The sequence below is a fragment of the Streptomyces sp. 35G-GA-8 genome (assembly GCF_023534745.1).
Classification (GTDB): domain Bacteria; phylum Actinomycetota; class Actinomycetes; order Streptomycetales; family Streptomycetaceae; genus Streptomyces.
Window position 1 is genome coordinate 343,866 of record NZ_JAMHJQ010000005.1, and the last position, 20,429, is coordinate 364,294.

The 20,429-nt window shown below is 72.6% G+C and carries 4 protein-coding genes (1 of these 4 only partly in view); 2 read left to right on the plus strand and 2 right to left on the minus strand.

Annotated features, from left to right (window positions below; all coding sequences use genetic code 11):
* Positions 1 to 15,336, minus strand: the 5' portion of a protein-coding gene (locus M1203_RS13185) for a type I polyketide synthase (RefSeq protein WP_249949818.1). 13,326 nt of this gene lie to the left of the window's left edge; the window shows 15,336 of its 28,662 coding nt (coding positions 1-15,336); its start codon is at positions 15,334 to 15,336; its stop codon lies beyond the left edge, outside the window.
* Positions 15,337 to 15,520: 184 nt separating this feature from the next.
* On the minus strand, positions 15,521 to 16,552 hold the full coding sequence (locus tag M1203_RS13190) for a GDP-mannose 4,6-dehydratase (protein WP_249949819.1): 1,032 nt from the start codon (positions 16,550 to 16,552) through the stop codon (positions 15,521 to 15,523).
* Positions 16,553 to 16,828: 276 nt separating this feature from the next.
* Here M1203_RS13190 and M1203_RS13195 point away from each other — a divergent pair, with 276 nt between their 5' ends.
* Both M1203_RS13195 and M1203_RS13200 read left to right on the plus strand, forming a co-directional pair.
* The gene (locus tag M1203_RS13195) at positions 16,829 to 18,595 is read left to right on the plus strand and encodes an ABC transporter ATP-binding protein (RefSeq protein WP_249949820.1); all 1,767 of its coding nucleotides are present in this window, start codon (positions 16,829 to 16,831) and stop codon (positions 18,593 to 18,595) included.
* On the plus strand, positions 18,564 to 20,408 hold the full coding sequence (locus M1203_RS13200; RefSeq protein WP_249949821.1) for an ABC transporter ATP-binding protein: 1,845 nt from the start codon (positions 18,564 to 18,566) through the stop codon (positions 20,406 to 20,408). Before M1203_RS13195 ends, M1203_RS13200 begins: the two co-directional genes overlap by 32 nt.
* Positions 20,409 to 20,429 lie beyond the last annotated feature (21 nt).

A 20,429-nucleotide genomic window follows, 5' to 3' on the forward strand; every position in this document is an offset into this window, starting at 1 on the left:
GGCGTACGCCTTGCAGCGGCCGTCGGCCGCGAGCGCCCGCTGCCTGCTGAAGCCGACGAAGGCGCTGGGGGTGGACATGATGCTGACGCCGCCGGCGAGCGCGAGGGAGCTCTCGCCGTCGCGCAGCGACTGGCAGGCCAGATGCAGCGCGACCAGCGAGGAGGAGCAGGCGGTGTCGAGGGTGACGGCCGGTCCCTCGAATCCGAAGAGATAGGAGACCCGGCCGGACAGCACGCTGGAGAGCGTGCCGGTGATCATGTGGCCCTCGGAGCCCTCCGCGGAGTTGGCCACGCTGGAGGCGTAGTCCTGGTAGCTGGCGCCGATGAAGGTGCCGGTGCGGCTGGAGCGCTGGGCGACGATGTCGATCCCGGCGTGTTCGAAGGCTTCCCAGGCCGTCTCCAGCAGCAGGCGCTGCTGCGGGTCCATCGACATGGCCTCACGCGGCGAGATGCCGAAGAAGCCGGGGTCGAAGTCGGCGACGTCCCGCAGGAATCCGCCCTGGACGGAGTAGGTCCTGCCGGAGCGGTCCGGGTCCGGGTCGTAGAGCGACTCGGCGTCCCAGCCGCGGTCGGCGGGGAAGCCGGAGATGGCGTCCGTACCGTTCAGGACGAGCTTCCACAGCTCCTCCGGGGAGGTGACCCCGCCGGGGTAGCGGCAGCTCATGCCGACGATGGCGATCGGATCGTCCTCGGACCCCGAGAGAGACCCGGAGAGGGACGCGGGGAGCGCGGGCGCCCCGGTGGCGCTCTGCGCGCCGGCCAGTTCGGAGCGGAGGAACGCGGCGAGCGCGGCCGGGCTCGGATAGTCGAAGACCATGGTCGTCGGCAGCGTCAGCCCGGTGACGGAGGTGAGACGATTGCGCAGTCCTACGGCGGTGAGCGAGTCGAAACCGACGTCGCGGAAGGCCCGTTGGTCGGGCAGGGCGTCGGGCGACGAGAGGCCGAGGACGGCCATGGCTTCGGTGCGGACGACCTCCAGCACCAGCCGGTCCTGCTCGGCGGCGGACAGCGCGCGAAGCCTGGCCGTGAACTCGCCCTCCACGACGGTCCCGGTGCTCTGCTCGGCGGCCTCGGTGAGCGCCCGGACCTCGGGGACCTCGGTGAACAGGGCCGTGGGGCGGCTTGAGGTGTAGACGGGGTAGTACGTCTCCCAGTCGACGTCGGCGACCGCGATGACGGTCTCGTCGTCGTCCAGGGCCCGCTTCAGTCCGGTCAGCGCCAGCTGCGGGTCCATGAACTCCAGACCGCTGCGGCGGATCAGCTTCGGGTCGACGCGGCCGGCCTTGATGTCGTCGGCCCAGATGCCCCAGGACAGGGAGGTGGCGCGCAGTCCGCGGGCGCGCCGGTGGGCGGCGAGCGCGGCGAGATAGGCGTTGCCCGCCACATAGGCGGCGTGCGCCCCGCTGCCCCACATTCCGGCGGTGGACGAGTAGAGGATCAGGTCGTCCAGGTCGTCGTTGTCGAGGAGTTCGTCCAGGACCCGGGCGCCGGTCACCTTCGCGTGCAGGACGCGGGAGAACGCGTCCATCGTGGTCTCGGCCAGGGAGTACAGCTCGATGAGCGCGGCGGTGTGGACGACCGTGCGTACGGTACGGCCCTGGGCCTTGAGGTCCCCGAGGAGCGCGGCGACGGCTTCGCGGTCGGTCACATCGCAGGCGACGGCGGTGGCCTCCGTACCCGACGCGGTCAGTTCGGCGACGAGTTCGGCGGCGCCCGGTGCGTCCATGCCCCGGCGGCTCATCAGCACCAGGTGCTCGGCGCCCTGTCCGGCCAGCCAGCGGGCGAGATGCGGGGCGAGAGTGCCGGAGCCGCCGGTGACGAGTGTGGTGCCGCGCGGTGTCCAGTCGCGGGAGATCCCCTGCTCACCGGCTCCGGCGCGGACGATACGGCGGGTGAAGACCCCGGAGGAGCGGATGGCGAGCTGGTCCTCCTCGCCCAGCGCGCCCGAGAGCGCGGAGGCGAGCCGTCCGGCCGCGCGCCCGTCGAGCGTGTCCGGCAGGTCGATGACGCCGCCCCAGCGCTGCGGGTGCTCCAGCGCGGTGGTCCAGCCGACGCCGGACACCAGTGCCTGGACGGGGGAGGTGACCTCGTCGGAGCGGCCGGTGGAGACCGCGCCCCGGGTGAGGAACCACAGCGGGGCCTCGATTCCGGCGTCGCCCAGGGCCTGGACCAGCGAGACGGTCAGCGCGAGTCCGCGCGTCAGTCCGGGGTGGAGGTCGCCGGGCTCCTCGGCGGCGGCGAGCGTCGAGACGACCCCGGCGAACTCACCGGCCCCGGCCAGCCGTTCGGCGAGGACCGCGCGGTCCACACACGGCTCGTCGAGCACCAGCCGGATCACCTCGGCGCCCTGGCCGGCGAGCGCGTCGGCCACCTCGTCCGTGTCGTGGCCCTCGGCGGAGACGACGAGCCAGCCGCCCGTCAGCGACCGCCGCGGAACGGTGCTCACCGGCGTCCAGGACACCCGGTAGCGCCAGGAGTCGACGGTGGAGCGGTCCTTGCGGGACCTGCGCCATGACGACAGCGCGGGCAGCACGGCGGCCACGGAGTCCTCGTCCGTGCCCAGGGTGGAGGTCAGCGCGGACAGGTCCTCCTGCTCCACCGCCGTCCAGAACTCCTCGTCGACGGGGTCGGCGGCGACCGCGTGCCCCGGGGCTGGCGGAACGGCCCAGAGCCTCTCGTGCTGGAAGGCATAGGTCGGCAGATCGACCCGGCGGGCGTCCGTGCCCGCGAAGAGTCCGGCCCAGTCGGCCTCGACTCCGCGTACGTACGCCTCGGCGACCGAGAGCAGGAAGCGCGGGAGACCGCCCTGGTCACGGCGCAACGTGCCGGTGGCGACGGCCGGTTCCGCCGTCTCGTCGATCATGTCCTGGACCGACATGGTCAGTACGGGATGCGAGCTGACCTCGATGAAGGCGCGGTGTCCCGCACCCAGCAGCTCGCGTACGGCGTCGGCGAAGAGGACCCGCCGGCGCAGATTGCGGAACCAGTAGCCCGCGTCCATCTCCTCGGTGTCCAGCCAGTCACCGGTCATCGTCGAGAAGAACGGGACGTCGGAGGCGCGCGGGCTGACGGGGGCCAGCACATCGAGGAGTTCGTCGTGCAGATTCTCCACCTGCGCGGAGTGGGAGGCGTAGTCCACCGCGACCCGGCGGACCCGTACCTCCTCGGCCGTCAGCTCCGCCGCCAGTTCGTCCAGCGCCTCGGGTTCACCGGAGACGACGACCGAGCGCGGCCCGTTGACGGCGGCCACCGACACCCGGCCCGACCAGGTCTCCAGCCGGCTTTCCAGCTGGTCCACCGGGAGCGCCACGGACATCATGCCGCCGTGTCCGGCCAGCGCCCGGCCGATGGCCTGGCTGCGCAGCGCGACGACCCGGGCGCCGTCCCGCAGGGACAGCGCGCCGGAGACGACGGCCGCCGCGATCTCGCCCTGCGAGTGGCCCACCACCGCGGCGGGCTCCACGCCCCGGGAGCGCCAGAGCGCCGCCAGCGACACCATGACCGCGAACGAGGCGGGCTGGACGACATCGACGCGCTCCAGGGTGGGGGCGCCCGCCGCCTCCCGCAGCACATCGACGAGGGACCAGTCCACGAACTCGCCGAGGGCGGCGGCGCATTCGCCGATCCGCTCGGCGAAGACCGGTGATTCCGCCAGCAGTCGGGCGCCCATTCCGGCCCACTGCGAGCCCTGGCCGGGGAAGACGAAGACCGTCTTGCCCTCGACATCGGCCACGCCCCGGGCCACCACGGACGACGGTCCGTCGGCCGCGACGGCGCGCAGGGCCTCCAGCGGGTCGCTGTCCTCGGTGGGGACCACCACGGCGCGGTGTTCGAAGACCGAGCGGGACGCGACGAGCGAGAAGCCCAGATCGATCGGGCGCGGCGCGGAGGCGGAGTGCTCGGCGTGCTCGACGTGCTCGACGTACGAGACCAGCCGGGCCGCCTGCTCGCGCAGCGCGGCGCCGGTCCTGGCCGAGACGGTCCAGGGGACGACGCCGCCCGCGACGGGCACCGGCGGGAGCGCGGTCCCGGTCTCCTCGGGCTCGTCGGCGGCGGGCGCCTGCTCAAGCAGCGTATGGGCGTTGGTGCCGCTGATACCGAACGACGAGACGGCGGCCCGGCGCGGGCGGCCGGTCTCGGGCCACCGAACGGCCTCGTGCAGCAGCCGCACCGTACCGGAGGACCAGTCCACGTGCGAGGACGGGTTCTCGGCGTGGAGCGTCCTCGGGAGGACGCCGTGGCGCAGCGCCATCACCATCTTGATGACGCTCGCGACACCGGCGGCGGACTGGGTGTGCCCGATATTGGACTTGACCGAGCCGAGCAGCAGGGAGCGCTCGGGGTCGCGATCCTTGCCGTAGGTCGCCAGCAGCGCCTGCGCCTCGATCGGGTCGCCGAGCGGCGTGCCGGTGCCGTGTGCCTCCAGGGCGTCGATGTCGGAGGGGGCGAGTCGGGCGTTGGCCAGCGCCTGGCGCATCACACGCTGCTGCGAGGGGCCGTTGGGGGCGGTGAGCCCGTTGGACGCGCCGTCCTGGTTGATCGCCGAGCCGCGGATCACCGCGAGGACGGGGTGTCCGTTGCGCCGGGCGTCGGAGAGCCGTTCGACCAGCAGGATGCCGACGCCCTCGGCGAGCGTCATGCCGTCCGCGTCGTCGGAGAACGCCTTGCAGCGTCCGTCCTGGGCGAGGGCCCGCTGCCGGCTGAACGCGACGAAGGGGGCGGGCGTGGTCATGATCGTGGCGCCGCCCGCGACGGCCAGCGTGGATTCGCCGTTGCGCAGCGACTGGCAGGCCAGATGCAGCGCGACCAGTGAGGACGAGCAGGCGGTGTCGACGGTGACGGCGGGGCCTTCGAGTCCGAAGACATACGCGATACGTCCGGACAGGACACTGGGGCTGCTGCCGGTGACCATATGGCCCTCGGCGCCGTCCCCCGCGCCGAGCCCGTAGTCCTGGTAACTGGAGCCGATGAAGGTGCCGGTCAGACTGGAGCGCGCCTCGGCGGGGTCGATCCCGGCGCGCTCGAAGGCCTCCCAGGTGGTCTCCAGCAGCAGCCGCTGCTGGGGGTCCATCACCAGCGCCTCGCGCGGGGAGATACCGAAGAACGTGGGGTCGAACGCGTCGGCCTCGTGCAGGAATCCGCCGAGCGTCGAGTAGGTCCTGCCCTGCCGGTCGGGGTCGGGGTCGAAGAGCCCCTGGGCGTCCCAGCCGCGGTTGACGGGGAATTCCGTCACCGCGTCCGTGCCATGGGTGACCAGGTCCCACAGCTGTTCCGGGGAGTCGGCGCCGCCGGGGAAGCGGCAGCTCATGGCGATGATGGCGATGGGCTCGTCGTCGGCCGCGCCGGTGGTGACCGGTCCCGCCGTCTCCAGGACGGAGCCGAGGATCTCGGCCCGCAGATACCGCGCCAGCTCCACGGGGGTCGGATAGTCGAAGACCATGGTGCTCGGCAGGGCGAGGCCGGTGACGCCGGAGAGCCGCTTGCGCAGTTCGACGGCGGTCAGCGAGTCGAAGCCGATGTCGCGGAACGCGCGTCCTTCCGGTACGCCGTCGGCGGAGCCGTGGCCGAGGACCGCCGCGGCCTCGCTCCGTACGAGCTCGGCGAGGAACCGGTCCTGCTCGGGCTCGTCCAGTGCGCGTACGCGCGAGACGAACTCGGGGGCGCCGTCGGCGCCGTCCTGTTCGGCGGCGCCCGCGAGCGCCCGTACCTCGGGCAGGGCGGTGAGCAGCGCGCTGGGGCGTACGGAGGTGAAGACCGGCGCGTAGCGCTCCCAGTCGACGTCGGCGACCGTGACGGTGGTGTCCCGCTGGACGACGGCGCGGCGCAGTTCGGTCATCGCGGGGCCGGGCTCAAGGAAGCCGAGTCCCTGGCGCTTGAGGGTGCCGGAGACCGTCTCGTCGGTGGCCATACCGGCTTCGGCCCAGGGGCCCCAGGCGACGGAGGTGGCGGTCAGTCCCCGGGCGCGCCGGTGCTCGGCGAGGGCGTCGAGATAGGCGTTGGCGGCGCCGTAGGCGCTCTGGCCGCCACTGCCCCAGACTCCGGCGATGGAGCCGAAGAGGACGAACAGATCGAGTTCGCGGTCCCCGAGCAGGGCGTCGAGATGGGCTGCGCCCGCCAGCTTCGCGGAGGTCAGCCCGGCGAACTCGGCGGGGGTCAGCTCGGCCAGCGGGCCGTACTGGCCGACGCCCGCGGTGTGCACCACACCGGTCAGCGGCAGTTCGGCCGGGATGCCGGCGAGTACGGCGGCGAGCGCTTCGCGGTCGGCGGCGTCGCAGCGGACGATCTCGACGCGGGCGCCCAACTCCTCAAGCTCGGCGCGGAGTTCGGCGGCGCCGGGTGCGTCGGGGCCGCGCCGGGAGGTGAGGACCAGGTTCTCGGCGCCGGAGCGGGCCAGCCAGCGGCCGACCTCGGCGCCGAGGCCACCGGTGCCGCCGGTGACCAGTACGGTGCCCCGGGCGGTGAACTCCCCGGCGGCGGGCAGCGCGTCGACGGTGTACCGGACGAGCCGGCGGCCGGAGACTCCGGAGGCGCGCAGCGCGATCTGGTCCTCACCGTCGGGGGCGTCCTTCGTGGCGAGCACGCCCGCGAGCCGCTGGGCGGCCCCCTGGTCGAGGGTGCCGGGCAGATCGATCAGCCCGCCCCAGAGCCGTGGGTACTCCAGGGCCACGGTCCTGCCCAGACCCCAGGCGGCGGCCTGGGCGGGGCGGGTGACCGGGTCGGCGGGTCCGGTGGACACGGCGCCCCGGGTGGCCGTCCACAGCCGTCCCCGGGATCCCGTGTCGTCCAGCGCCTGGACGAGCGCGAGCGTCAGGGCGAGGCCGTTGGTGAGCGGGGCGTGGCTGTCGCTCGGGCGCTCGTCCAGCGGGAGCAGGGAGAGCACCTGGGCGGCGCTGTCGGTGGACTCGGCGGACTCGCCGGACTCGCCGGACTCGATGGCTTCGAGCCGCGCGGCCAGCGTCCGCCGGTCGGCGCACGAGGGGTCCAGGACGAGGTGGCGTACCCGGGCGCCGTGGGCGCTGAGCGCGCGGGTCAGTTGCCCGGTGAGTTCGCCGCCGTCCGCGCCGGTGTCCTCGACGTCGCTGGTGACGAGCAGCCAGGTGCCGTCCAGGACCGGGGCGGCCGGCTTGTCGAGCCTCGTCCATTCGACGCGGTAGCGCAGCGAGTCCAGCAGGGTCTTCTCCTGGTTGCCGCGGCGCCAGGAGGTCAGCGCGGGCAGCAGGGAGCCGAGGGAGTCGTGTTCCTGTTCGCCCAGACCGAGGAGGGCGGCCAGCTCGTCGGCGTCGCCGCGCTCCACGGCGGCCCACAGCCGCTGGTCCCCGGGGTCGGCGTTCGCCGTACCCGGGGCCGGTGGCAGCTCGGGCCAGTAGAACGTGTGCTGGAAGGCGTAGGTCGGCAGATCGACGCGGCGGGCGCCGCTGCCCGTGAAGTAGGCCCGCCAGTCGACGGTGACGCCCTGGACCTGGAGCCTGGCCAGCGCGGTGGTGACGGCGACTTCCTCGGCGCGGTCGGCGCGGCAGAGCGGGACGAGTTCGGCTTCGTAGGTGTCGCCCAGGGTGTCCTGGACCATGGCGGAGAGCGGTGCGTCGGGGCCCAGTTCCAGGAAGGTGGTCGTGCCGGCGTCGCGCAGTGTGCGTACGCAGTCGGCGAAGCGGACCGCGTCGCGGACATGGGCGACCCAGTACTCCGCCGAGCACACCTCCTCGGCGGTGGCGAGGGCGCCGGTCAGATTGGAGACCAGCGGGATGCGCGGCGCGCTGTAGACCAGTCCTTCCGCGACGGTGCGGAACGCGTCGAGCATCGCGGCCATGCGCGGCGAGTGGAAGGCATGGCTCACCCGCAGGCGCCTGGTCTTGCGCCCGCGCCGCTCGAACGCGGCGGCGATCTCCAGGACGGCGTCCTCGTCCCCGGAGACGACCAGCGAGTCGGGGCCGTTGACCGCCGCGATCGAGACGGAGTCCGCGCGGCCGGCCAGCAGCGGGGTGACCTCGTCCTCGGTGGCCTTTACGGCGATCATCGCGCCGCCCTCGGGCAGCGCCTGCATCAGCCGACCGCGCGCCACCACCAGGGCGCACGCGTCCTCCAGGGAGAACACCCCCGCGACATGGGCCGCCGCGAGTTCACCGATCGAGTGGCCGGCCACATGGTCCGGGATGACGCCCCAGGACCGTACGAGACGGAACAGCGCGACCTCGAACGCGAACAGCGCGGGCTGGGTCCAGCCGGTCTCGTCCAGCAGCGCCGCCTCGGCGGTGCCCGCGTCGGCGAACAGCACCTCGCGCAGCGGGCGGTCGAGCAGCGGATCCAGCTCGGCGAGCACCGCGTCGAGTGCGTCGGCGAACGCCGGGAACCGCTCGTACAGTTCGCGTCCCATGGCGGGCCGCTGGCTGCCCTGGCCGGTGAAGAGCATCGCGGTCCTGCCCCGCCGTGCCGCCTCGCCCTCGATCAGTCCGGCGTCGGGGCGGTCGGTGGCCAGCGCGGTGAGGGACCGCAGCAGCGCGGTACGGTCCTCGGCCACCACGGCGGCGCGCTGGTCGAACCGGGTGCGGGTGGTGGCGAGCGAGAACGCCGCGTCCACCGGGTCCAGTTCGGGCCGCGCCTGTACGTAGGAGAGCAGCCGGGCGGCCTGGCCGCGCAGGGCGTCCCGGGTCCGGCCCGAGAGCGGCCAGGGCACGGCTCCGGGCTCGCGGCGCGGCGCGGTGCGCGCGGGGGCCGGGGTGCGCGGGGCCTGCTCGATGATGGTGTGGACGTTGGTCCCGCTGATCCCGAACGAGGAGACACCGGCGCGGCGCGGGCGGCCGGTCTCGGGCCAGGGCCTCTGCTCGGTCAGCAGCTCCACCGCGCCCTCGGACCAGTCCACATGGGACGACGGGGCGTCGATGTGCAGCGTCCGGGGCAGCACGCCGTGGCGCATCGCCATGATCATCTTGATCACACCGGCCACACCGGCGGCGGCCTGGGTGTGTCCGATGTTCGACTTGACCGAGCCCAGCAGCAGCGGACGCTCCGGGTCGCGGTCCCTGCCGTACGCGGCGAGCAGGGCCTGAGCCTCGATGGGGTCGCCGAGCGTGGTGCCCGTACCGTGCGCCTCCACCACATCGATGTCGTCCGCCGTGAGTCCCCCGCCGGCGAGTGCCTGACGGATCACCCGCTGCTGCGAGGGACCGTTCGGGGCGGTCAAACCGTTGGAGGCGCCGTCCTGGTTGACGGCCGAGCCACGGACAACCGCCAGGATCTCGTGACCGTTGCGCCGTGCGTCGGACAGCCGTTCGAGCACCAGCATGCCGACGCCCTCGGACCAGCCGACACCGTCCGCCGCGTCCGAGAACGCCTTGCAGCGGCCGTCGGGCGACAGCCCTCGCTGGCGCGCGAAGTCCACGAACACCGACGGGGTCGACATCACCGTCACACCGCCGGCCAGCGCCAGCGAGCACTCACCGCTGCGCAGCGCCTGCATCGCCCAGTGCATCGCCACCAGCGACGACGAGCACGCCGTGTCCACCGTCACCGCCGGCCCCTCCAGACCCAGCGTGTACGAGACCCGGCCGGAGGCCAGGCTCGCCGAGCTGCCGCTGCCCCGGAAGCCCTCGAACTCCGCCCCGGCCAGCACCGCTCCGTAGTCGCTGTACATCACCCCGGCGAACACCCCGGTCGCGCTGCCGCGCAGCGTCGTCGGGTCCATGCCCGCCCGCTCCACGGCCTCCCAGGAGGCTTCGAGCAGCAGCCGCTGCTGCGAGTCGGTCGCCAGCGCCTCACGCGGCGACATCCCGAAGAACGCCGGGTCGAACTCGCCCGCCTCGTGCAGGAATCCGCCCGAGCGGGTGTACGCCGTACCGGCGTGGTCCGGGTCCGGGTGGTAGAGCGATTCGACGTCCCAGCCACGGTTGGTGGGGAAGCCGGAGATGGCGTCCGCGCCCTCGGTGACCAGTCGCCACAGATCCTCCGGCGAGGCCACGCCGCCCGGGTACCGGCAGCTCATCCCGACGACCACGATCGGATCGTCGGCCTCCGCGACGGTCCGGCCGGCGACCGGCCCGGCCACCGCCGCGTCGGAGCCCAGCAGTTCGTCGAGGAGGTAGCCGGCCAGAGCGCGCACGGTCGGGTAGTCGAAGACCAGGGTGGCGGGCAGCCGCAGCCCGGTGACGGTGCCCAGCCGGTTGCGCAGCTCCACCGCCGTCAGCGAGTCGAAGCCCAGCTCGCGAAAAGCGCGCCCGGCGTCGATGTCCGCGCCACTGGTGTGGCCGAGGACAAGAGCGACCTGACCGCGTACGAGATCGAGCAGCAGCTCGGCGCGCTCGGTCGCCTCCAGCCTGGTCAGCCGCTGGACGAGACCGCCGGCCGTACTCGATCCGGCGACCGACGCCCGGCGGGCGCGGGTACGGATCAACGACCGCAGCAGCGGCGGGACATCGCCCCGCGCGCGCAGCACCGGCAGATCCAGCCGTACGGGTACGAGGGCGACCTCGCCCGTGGTCAGCGCCGCGTCGAAGAGCGCGACGCCCTGCTCGACCGGGAGCGCGGGCACCCCGGAGCGTGCGTGCCGCTCCGCCTCGGACTCCGCGAGAGCGCCCGTCATACCGCCGGTACGGTCCCAGGGGCCCCAGGCGAGGGACAGACCCGGCAGGCCCTCGGCCCGACGGTGCTCCATCAGCGCGTCCAGGAAGGCGTTCCCGGCCGCGTAGTTGCCCTGTCCGGCGCTGCCGATCACTCCCGCGACCGACGAGAAGACCACGAACGCGGCGAGCCGCCGACCCCGTGTCAGCTCATGCAGGTTCCAGGCCGCGTCGGCCTTCGGCCGCAGAACCGCCGCCAGCCGCTCCGCCGTGAGCGAGGCGATGAGACCGTCGTCCAGCACCCCCGCCGTGTGGATCACGGCGGAGACGGTGTGGCGGGCCAGCAGCCCGGCCAGCGCCTCGCGGTCGGCCACGTCGCATGCCTCGACCGCGACCTCGGCGCCCAGCTCCGTCAGCTCGTCCGTCAGCGCTTGGGCGCCCTCGGCGTCCGGGCCCCGGCGGCTGACCAGCAGCAGTCGGCGCACACCGTGCCCGGCCACCAGATGCCGCGCCACGACCGCGCCCAGACCGCCCGTACCGCCGGTGACCAGCACGCTGCCGTCGGCGTCCCAGACCGGCGCCGCCCCGATCTCGCCGAGCGCCCTGCGCACCAGCCGGCCGGCCCTGGCCCCGCCGTCCCGGACGATCAGCTGCGGCTCGTCCGTGCCCAGCGCCGGGAGCGGGAGCGTGACGGGCCCCGCCGGGTCCAGGTCGACCAGGCCGAAGCTGCCGGGGTGCTCCGACTGCGCGGAGCGCACCAGCCCCCACACCGCGGCCGATGCCACATCGGCGCCACCCACCGCGCCGCGGGTCACGAACACCAGCCGGGATCCGGTGAACCGCTCCTCCGCGAGCCAGGCGCGCGCCGCCGCCAGGACCTCTTCGGTCCGTGTGTGCGCGGACCGGGCCGGGTCCTCTCCGGACGTGCCATCGACCGTCATGAGTACGACGGCCGGTACCGGCTCCTCGCCCGTGGCCAGCGCCGCCAGATCGGGATGGACCGCGAGCGCGGCCGTGCCCGCCGGCGCCTCGGGCCCGGCGAGTCCGAACGCGTCGGGGCCGACGAGGGCAATGGACTCGGGGGCCCGCGTCCCTTCTCGTACGGGGATCCAGTCCAGGCCGAACAGCGCGTCGCGGGCGACCGTGGCGGCGGCGCCCATCTGCTGTGCCGCGACCGCGCGCAGCACCAGCGACTCGACGGAGACGACCGGCTCGCCCGAGGTGTCCGCGACGGTGATCGAGACCGCGTCCTCGGCGACCGGGGAGAGCCGTACCCGCAGCGCGGTGGCGCCGGTCGCGTGCAGCGACACGCCCTCCCACGAGAAGGGCAGTCCGCCGCGGCTCTCCGCGCCGAGTTCGACGAACGACGTCGCGTGCAGCGCCGCGTCGAGCAGCGCCGGGTGCAGACCGAACGCGTCCGCGTCGGTGTCGGCGTCCTCGGGCAGCGCGACCTCGGCGTACACCTCGCCGTCGCGCCGCCAGGCGGCCCGCAGCCCCTGGAAGACCGGCCCGTAGGCGAAGCCGTCGTCGGCCAGCCGCTCGTAGACACCGTCGACGGCGACGGGCTCGGCCCCGGCGGGGGGCCAGACGGCCGCGTCGAAACCGGCGGTCCGCTCCCCGGCCCGCCCGTCGACGGACAGTACGCCGGTGGCGTGCCGCGTCCAGGCCGTCTCGTCGCTTCCCTCGGGGCGCGAGTGGACAGTGACGGTGCGGCGGCCGGAGTCGTCGGGGTTGCCGATCCACAGCTGAACCTGGATGCCGCCCCGCTCCGGGAGGATCAGCGGCGCGGCCAGGGTCAGTTCCTCGACCAGATCGCAGCCGACCTCGTCGCCCGCGCGCAGGGCGAGTTCGAGGAAGGCGGTGCCGGGCAGCAGTGTGGTGCCGCGCACCGCGTGGTCGGCGAGCCACGGGTGGGACGGCAGCGAGAGGCGGCCGGTGAGCAGGACGCCCTCGGAGTCGGCGAGGGAGACGGCGGCGGAGAGCAGCGGGTGGTGCGCCGCGCCGAGCCCGGCGGCCCGCAGGTCGGCCGACTGGTCGCGGGCGCCGCCCTTGGGCCAGTACCTGCGGCGCTGGAAGGCGTAGGTCGGCAGGTCGTGACGGTGTGCGCCGGTGCCCGCGAAGTACTCCGCCCAGCGGACGGTGACACCGCGTACGTACAGTCCGGCCAGCGCGGTGGTGAGGGTGTCGGCCTCGGGGCGGCCCGCCCGCAGCGCGGGGAGTGCCGCGTGGTCCTCGGTGTCCGCCGTGTCGAGGCAGTCCTCGGCCATCGCGGACAGGACGCTGTCGGGGCCGAGTTCGAGGAAGGTGGTGACGCCATGGCCGGCGAGCCAGCCGACGCCGTCGGCGAACCGTACGGCACGCCGGACATGGTCCACCCAGTAGTCGGCCGAGGTCACCTGCGCGACCGTGGCGGGCTCGCCGGTGAGATTGGACACGAACGGCAGCAGCGGGGCCTGGAGGGACAGGCCGGCCACCACGGCGCGGAACTCGTCGAGCATCGGCTCCATGAGCGGCGAGTGGAAGGCGCCCGAGACCGTCAGCCGCTTGGTCCTGCGGCCCCCGTCCGCCAGCCGGCCGGCGATCTCGGTGACCGCGCTCTCCTCCCCGGCGAGGACGAGGGCGCAGGGGCCGTTGACCGCGGCGATCGACACCGTGTCCTCGTGGCCGGACAGCAGCGGGGCGACCTCGTCCTCGGTGGCCGCTACGGCGATCATCGCGCCGCCCCCGGGCAGCGCCTGCATCAGCCGGCCGCGGGCCGCGACCAGGGCCGCCGCGTCGGTCAGCGACAGCACGCCCGCGACATGGGCGGCGGTGATCTCACCGATCGAGTGGCCGGTCAGATAGTCGGGCTTGACGCCCCAGGACTCGACGAGCCGGTACAGCGCGACCTCGACGGCGAACAGCGCGGGCTGCGCGTACTCGGTACGGTTCAGCGCGTCGGCGTCCTCGCCCCAGAGCACCTCGCGCAGCGGCCGGTCGAGCAGCGGGTCGAGTGCGGCGCAGACGGCGTCCAGGGCCTGGGCGAACACCGGGAACCTGGCGTGGAGTTCACGTCCGGCGCCGAGGCGCTGGGAGCCCTGGCCGGTGAAGAGGAACGCGAGCTTCCCGTCGCTCCGGGTGGCGCCCTGGACGGTGCCCCGCGGCGGGCCCGCCTCCTCCCCGTCCTCGGCCAGCGCCGTCAGCGCGGCGAGCGCGCCGTCCCGGTCGGCGGCCATCAGTACGGCGCGGTGCTCGAAGCCGGCCCGGGTGGTGGCCAGTGAGTAAGCGGTGTCGAGGACGGTCGCGGCGGGGTCGGCCGCCAGCGCGGCCACCAGCGCGCCGGCCTGGGCGCGCAGCGCCTGACGGGTCCGTCCGGAGATCAGCAGGGGTACGGTGCCCGGCTCGATGCCCGCGCCGTCACCGGGGGCATCGGGGGCGTCATGGGCCTCGTCGGCGGGCGGGGCCTGTTCGATGATGGTGTGCGCGTTGGTGCCGCTGATGCCGAAGGAGGAGACTCCCGCGCGCCGGGGCGCGCCGGTCTCGGGCCAGGGGGCGTTCTCGGTGAGGACGCGGACCGCGCCCCGCGACCAGTCGACATGCGAGGAGGGTTCGTCGGCCAGCAGGGTCCGCGGCAGCACCCCATGACGCATCGCCATGACCATCTTGATGACACCGGCGACTCCGGCGGCGGCCTGGGTGTGGCTGATGTTCGACTTGACGGAGCCCAGCAGCAGTGGCCGGTTCTCGTCGCGGCCCTGCCCGTAGGTGGCGAGCAGGGCCCCTGCCTCGACCGGGTCCCCGAGCGTGGTGCCGGTGCCGTGCGCCTCGACGGCGTCGATCTCGGCGGCGGAGAGCCGGGAGTTGATCAGCGCCTGCTGGATGACCTCCTGCTGGGAGGGGCCGTTGGGGGCGGTCAGTCCGTTCGAGGCGCCGTCCTGGTTGACGGCCGTGCCACGGACCACGGCAAGGATCTCGTGCCCGTTGCGCCGGGCGTCGGAGAGCCGTTCCAGGACGAGGACACCGACGCCCTCGGCCCATCCTGTGCCGTCGGCGGTGTCCCCGAAGGAGCGGCAGCGGCCGTCCGCGGAGAGGCCGCCCTGCCGGCCCATCTCGATGAAGGTGCCGGGGCTCGACATGACGGTGACACCACCGGCCAGGGCGAGGGTGCACTCCCCCGCGCGCAGCGCCTGGGTGGCGAGATGGACGGCCACGAGCGAGGAGGAGCAGGCGGTGTCCACGGTGACCGCGGGGCCGACGGTGCCGAAGGTGTAGGAGATACGTCCGGACAGGACGCTGCCGGTGTTGCCGGTGAGCTGGAACCCCTCGGCGCCGTCGGCGGGGCCGACCCGGTAGTCCTGGGCCATCGCGCCCATGAACACACCGGTCTGGCTGCCCTTGACCGAGGTCGGGTCGATTCCCGCGCGTTCGAACGCCTCCCAGGCGGACTCCAGCGCGACGCGCTGCTGCGGGTCCATCGCCACGGCCTCGCGCGGCGAGATGCCGAAGAAGTCCGCGTCGAAGTCGGGGGCGTCATGCAGGAATCCGCCGGACGAGGTGGTGGACGAGGCGAGCGCCTCGGCGTCCCAGCCGCGGTCGGTGGGGAACGCCGTAATGCCGTTCCCACCGGCCTCGACCAGCCTCCAGAGGTCTTCCGGGCCGCGGACACCGCCGGGGTAGCGGCAGGTCATACCGATGATGGCGATCGGCTCCTGGGCGGCGCTCTCCAGCTCATTGACCCGCTGCCGCGTCCGTCGGAGATCGGCGGTGGCAAGCTTGAGGTAGTCCCGGAGCTTCTGTTCGTTGTCCATCTCAACTCAACCCATCTCGACAGCCAGCGGCCGAACATGAATCACGCGGGGCATCTCGCGCTCGCCGTGCAATACGGAAAATAGAAAGCCACATGGCTTCGCAGCCGTTTAGCGGGAAGCCATGTGGCGAGTGTCGTACGGACCGCTACGGGAATTCCCTAGTCCTCCGCGGCCCTTCGTTCCGCTACCAGTTGGAGGCGAGCAGAAGGTCTCCGTATTCGTGTTCCCGGGAGACCTGATTCAGATCGGCGTCGACCATCATGTGCATCAGTTCCGGGAAGTCGACGCTGGGCTTCCAGCCGAGCTTGGTACGGGCGTGCGCGCTGTCCGCGCAGAGGATCTCCACCTCCGCGGGGCGGACCAGCTCGGGGTCGATGACGACATAGTCCTGCCAGTCCAGGCCGACGTGTTCGAAGGCGATGCGCACCGCGTCGCGTACCGAGTGCATGGTGCCGCTGCCCACCACGTAGTCGTCCGGCTCGTCGGGCTGGAGCATGAGGTGCATCGCGCGCACATAGTCGCCGGCGAAGCCCCAGTCACGGACCGCGTCGAGGTTTCCGAGGTGCAGCTTGTCCTGGAGTCCGAGCTTGATCCGGGCGACGGCGAGGGAGATCTTGCGGGTCACGAACTCCGAGCCCCGGCGCGGGGATTCGTGATTGAAGAGCATCCCGGAGACGGCGTACATCCCGAAGGACTCACGGTAGTTGCGGGTGATGAAGTGGCCATATGCCTTGGCGGCGCCGTAGGGGCTGCGCGGATGGAACAGGGTGGTCTCACGCTGCGGGGTTTCGGCGGCCTTGCCGAACATCTCCGAGGAGGACGCCTGGTAGAAGCGGATCTGTCCCTCTCCCGCGGTGCGTGAGCTGTTCAGCCCGCTCACCATCCGGATCGCCTCCAGGACGCGGAGGACGCCCATGCCGTTGACCTCGGTGACGAGTTCGGCCTGCTGCCAGGACATCGGCACGAACGAGATCGCGCCGAGGTTGTAGACCTCGTCCGGCTGCACGGTGTCGACGGCGGAGACCAGGCTGCCCTGGTCCATCAGATCGCCGTCCACGAACGAGAGTTCGGAGACGAGACGGCTGACCCGGGACTTTCGCGGGTTGGCCTGTCCTCGGATCAATCCCCACACCTGGTAGCCCTGGGACAGGAGATGCTCGGCCAGATAAGAACCGTCCTGCCCGGTAATTCCGGTGATCAGCGCACGCTTGGTCATACCAACCCCTTCTCGACCACGGAGAGACCGCCCAAACGCAGAGCTCGGTCGACGACCTTGCATCGAATACGCTTCTGTCCGGACGATAGACATCGGCACGCTCGCAAGCCGCCGACCACGGTGTCAAGAAATCCCGTGCTTACTAGGGAATTCCCGAGTCGGAGCCCCGTCAGGAAGGCGCGGAGAGACGGAACACTAGTAATTTTCGGGACCGCGATGCGGTGCACTGTGTGCGTCGGCGTTCGGGCCGGCCTCTGTCAACCGGAGCGTCTTTCCGTGCTGTTCGGACTTCTGCGTACCCATGTGCGCCCGTACCGGCGAGCCGGGGCCCTGCTGGTGCTCCTGCAACTGATCCAGATCCTCGGCACCCTGCTGCTGCCGACGCTGGGCGCCGCCCTGATCGACAACGGTGTCGTCGCGCGGGACCCCGGCTATGTCTCGCGGCTCGGCGCGGTCATGGTCGCGCTGGCGCTCGTCCAGGTCGCCGCGGCGATCGGCGCGGTGTCCCTGGCCTCCCGTACCGCGATGGCGATGGGGCGCGACATCCGCCGCGTCGTCTTCCGCCGGGTGCTGGACTTCTCAGCCCGTGAGGTGGGCCGCTTCGGTACGCCGTCGCTGCTGACCCGGACGGTCAACGATGTGCAGCAGGTGCAGACGCTGACGCAGTCCGGCTTCGGCATCGTGGTGGCCGCGCCCCTGATGTGTCTGGGGAGCGTCGTGCTCGCGCTTCAGCAGGACGTTCCGCTGGCGCTGATCCTGGTGGTCCTCGTCGCGGTCGTCGCCGTCGCGTTCGGGCTGCTGCTGGCCCGGATGGGCGCGTTCTACGAGCGGATGCAGACCTGTCTCGACCGGCTCGGACGGCTGCTGCGCGAGCAGATCACCGGCGTACGCGTGGTGCGCTCCTTCGTACGGGACGGCTACGAGCGCGAGCGGTTCACCCGTACGAGTACGGAGCTGTACGAGGTCTCGCGGCGGGTCGGCCGGCTCATCGCGTCGATGCTGCCCGTGGTGCTGCTCCTGATGAACGGGTTCATGGTCGCCGTCCTCTGGGTCGGCGCCCACCGGATCGACAGCGGGGCGACACGGATCGGCGCGCTCAGCGCCTTCCTCGGCTATCTCTCCCTGATCCTCATGTCGGTCGTGATGGTCGCGTTCGTGTTCCTGTCGGTGCCGCGCGCGAAGGTGTCGGCCGCGCGCATCCAGGAGCTCCTGGATACGCCGACGAGTGTCACCCCGCCGTCCGAGCCGGCCCCCGCCGCGTCGGACGACATCGGCCGACTGGAGCTGCGCGGGGCGGAGTTCCGCTACCCGGGCGCGGAGAAGCCGGTGCTCCAGGGGATCGATCTGACCGCGGGCCCCGGGGAGAGCGTGGCGATCCTCGGCTCCACCGGCAGCGGCAAGACGACGCTGCTCAACCTCGTCCTGCGGCTGTTCGACGTCACCGATGGTTCGGTACGGGTCAACGGCGTCGACGTACGGCGGCTGGACCCCGATGTCCTCAGCCGGGCCGTCGGGTTCGTACCGCAGAAGCCGTATCTGTTCTCCGGGACGGTCGCGACCAACCTCCGCTTCGGGAACCCGGACGCCACCGACGACGAGCTGTGGCACGCCCTGCGGGTCGCCCAGGCCGCCGAGTTCGTCACGGGCCTGCCCGGCGGGCTCGACGCCGAGATCTCCCAGGGCGGCACGAATGTCTCGGGCGGCCAGCGCCAGCGGCTCGCCATCGCGCGCACCCTGCTGCGCGGGCCCGCCGTCTATCTCTTCGACGACTGCTTCTCCGCGCTCGACTACGCCACGGACGCCGCGCTGCGCACCGCGCTGGCTCCGGAGATCGCGCGGTCGACCGTGATCACCGTCGCCCAGCGGGTCGCCACCGTCCGGCACGCCGACCGCGTCGTCGTCCTGGACGGCGGACGCGTGGTCGGCACCGGCACCCATGACGAACTGCTGCGCGACAGCGCCACCTACCGTGAGATCGCCAACTCCCAGCTCACCGAGGAGGAGACCGTTCATGGTCTCGTCGGCCGGCCCCGGCCCCACTGAGTCCCGAAGGCCCGGCCGCCGGCTCCTCGGCCTGCTCCGGCCGCACCGGCCCCGGATCGCCGTCGCCCTTCTGGTGGGCATCGGCGGGATCGTCCTCAACGCGTTCGGTCCGCTCCTGCTCGGCAAGGCCACCGACCTGATCGTGGACGGTCTGCCGATCGGCTCCGGCGACGCGTCGCCGGGGGTCACCACCGCGGGCGTCGACTTCGGCGCGGTCGGGCGTCTGCTGCTGCTCCTGCTGGTGCTGTATGTCGCGGCGTCGCTGTTCATGCTGGCGCAGGGACGGCTGGTCGCGGCCGTCGTGCAGCGCGTGGTCCGCGATCTGCGCGAGAAGGCGGAGGAGAAGCTCGGACGGCTGCCGCTGCGCTACTTCGACCGCAATCCGGCGGGCGAGGTGCTGAGCCGCACGACCAACGATGTCGACAATCTCCAGGGAACCCTTCAGCAGACCCTCGCCGAGCTGATCACCTCGGTCTTCTCCATCATCACCATGCTCGTCCTGATGCTGGTGATCTCGCCGTCCCTGGCGCTGATCATGCTGGCGAGCGTGCCGGTGTCCGGGGTGCTCGCGGCCTGGATCAGCAAGCGCGCCCAGCCCCGGTTCGCCGAGCAGTGGGCCGCCACCGGCTCGATGAACGCCCAGGTCGAGGAGGTCTGTACGGGCCACTCACTGATCAAGGGCTTCGGCAGGCGCGAGCAGGCCGAGCGGCGGTTCGACGCGCTCAACGAGGCGCTGTACCGGGCGGGCGCCAAGGCCCAGTTCGCGTCGGGCACCATCGAGCCCGCCATGATGTTCATCGCCAACCTCGGCTATGTGGTGGTGGCGGTGGTGGGCGCCTGGAAGGTGGTGAGCGGCGCGCTGACGCTCGGGGACGTACAGGCGTTCATCCTGTACTCCCGGCAGTTCAGCCAGCCGATCGTGCAGGTCGCCAGTGTGGCGGGCCGTCTGCAGTCCGGGATCGCCTCCGCCGCGCGGGTCTTCACCCTGCTCGACGCCGAGGAACAGGGCCCCGACCCGAGCCGTCCCGTCCGGCCGGAACGGATCACCGGACGGGTGGAGTTCGACCGTGTCGGCTTCCGCTACACCCCCGAGACCCCGCTGATCGATGATCTCTCCCTGACCGTGGAGCCCGGCAGTACGGTGGCGATCGTCGGCCCGACCGGGGCGGGCAAGACCACGCTGGGCAATCTCCTCATGCGGTTCTACGAGGTCGACGAGGGCCGGATCCTGCTCGACGGCACCGACATCGCGGCGATGACCCGTGACGAGCTGCGCGCGCAGTTCGGTCTGGTGCTCCAGGACACCTGGCTGTTCGGCGGCACGATCGCCGACAACATCGCGTACGGCCGCGCCGGGGCCACCCGTGCGGAGATCGTCGCGGCGGCCCGAGCCACCTGCGCCGACCGCTTCATCCGCACCCTGCCGGACGGCTACGACACGGTGCTCGACGACGAGTCGGCCGGCGTGAGCGCGGGCGAGAAGCAGCTGATCACGGTCGCCAGGGCGTTTCTCGCCCAGCCCGCCGTGCTGGTCCTCGACGAGGCCACCAGCTCCGTCGACACCCGTACCGAAGTGCTGATCCAGCGCGCCATGAACACCCTGCGCGCGGGCAGGACCAGCTTTGTCATCGCGCACCGGCTGTCCACCATCCGCGACGCCGATGTGATCGTGGTCATGGAGTCGGGGCGGATCGTGGAGCGCGGCACACATGACGAACTGATCCATGAACAGGGCGCCTACGCGCGTCTGCACGCCGCCCGCGCCCATGGCTCCCCCCGGCCGGCCGCCGACGGTGTGGTTTCCGGTGGCTGAGGTGTCGCCGCGCGCTTCCGC

Excerpts from the sequence above, each read along its gene's own strand:
- M1203_RS13190 (WP_249949819.1), bottom strand. The coding sequence starts at position 16,552 with ATGACCAAGCGTGCGCTGATCACCGGAATTACCGGGCAGGACGGTTCT.
- M1203_RS13200 (WP_249949821.1), top strand. The coding sequence starts at position 18,564 with ATGGTCTCGTCGGCCGGCCCCGGCCCCACTGAGTCCCGAAGGCCCGGC.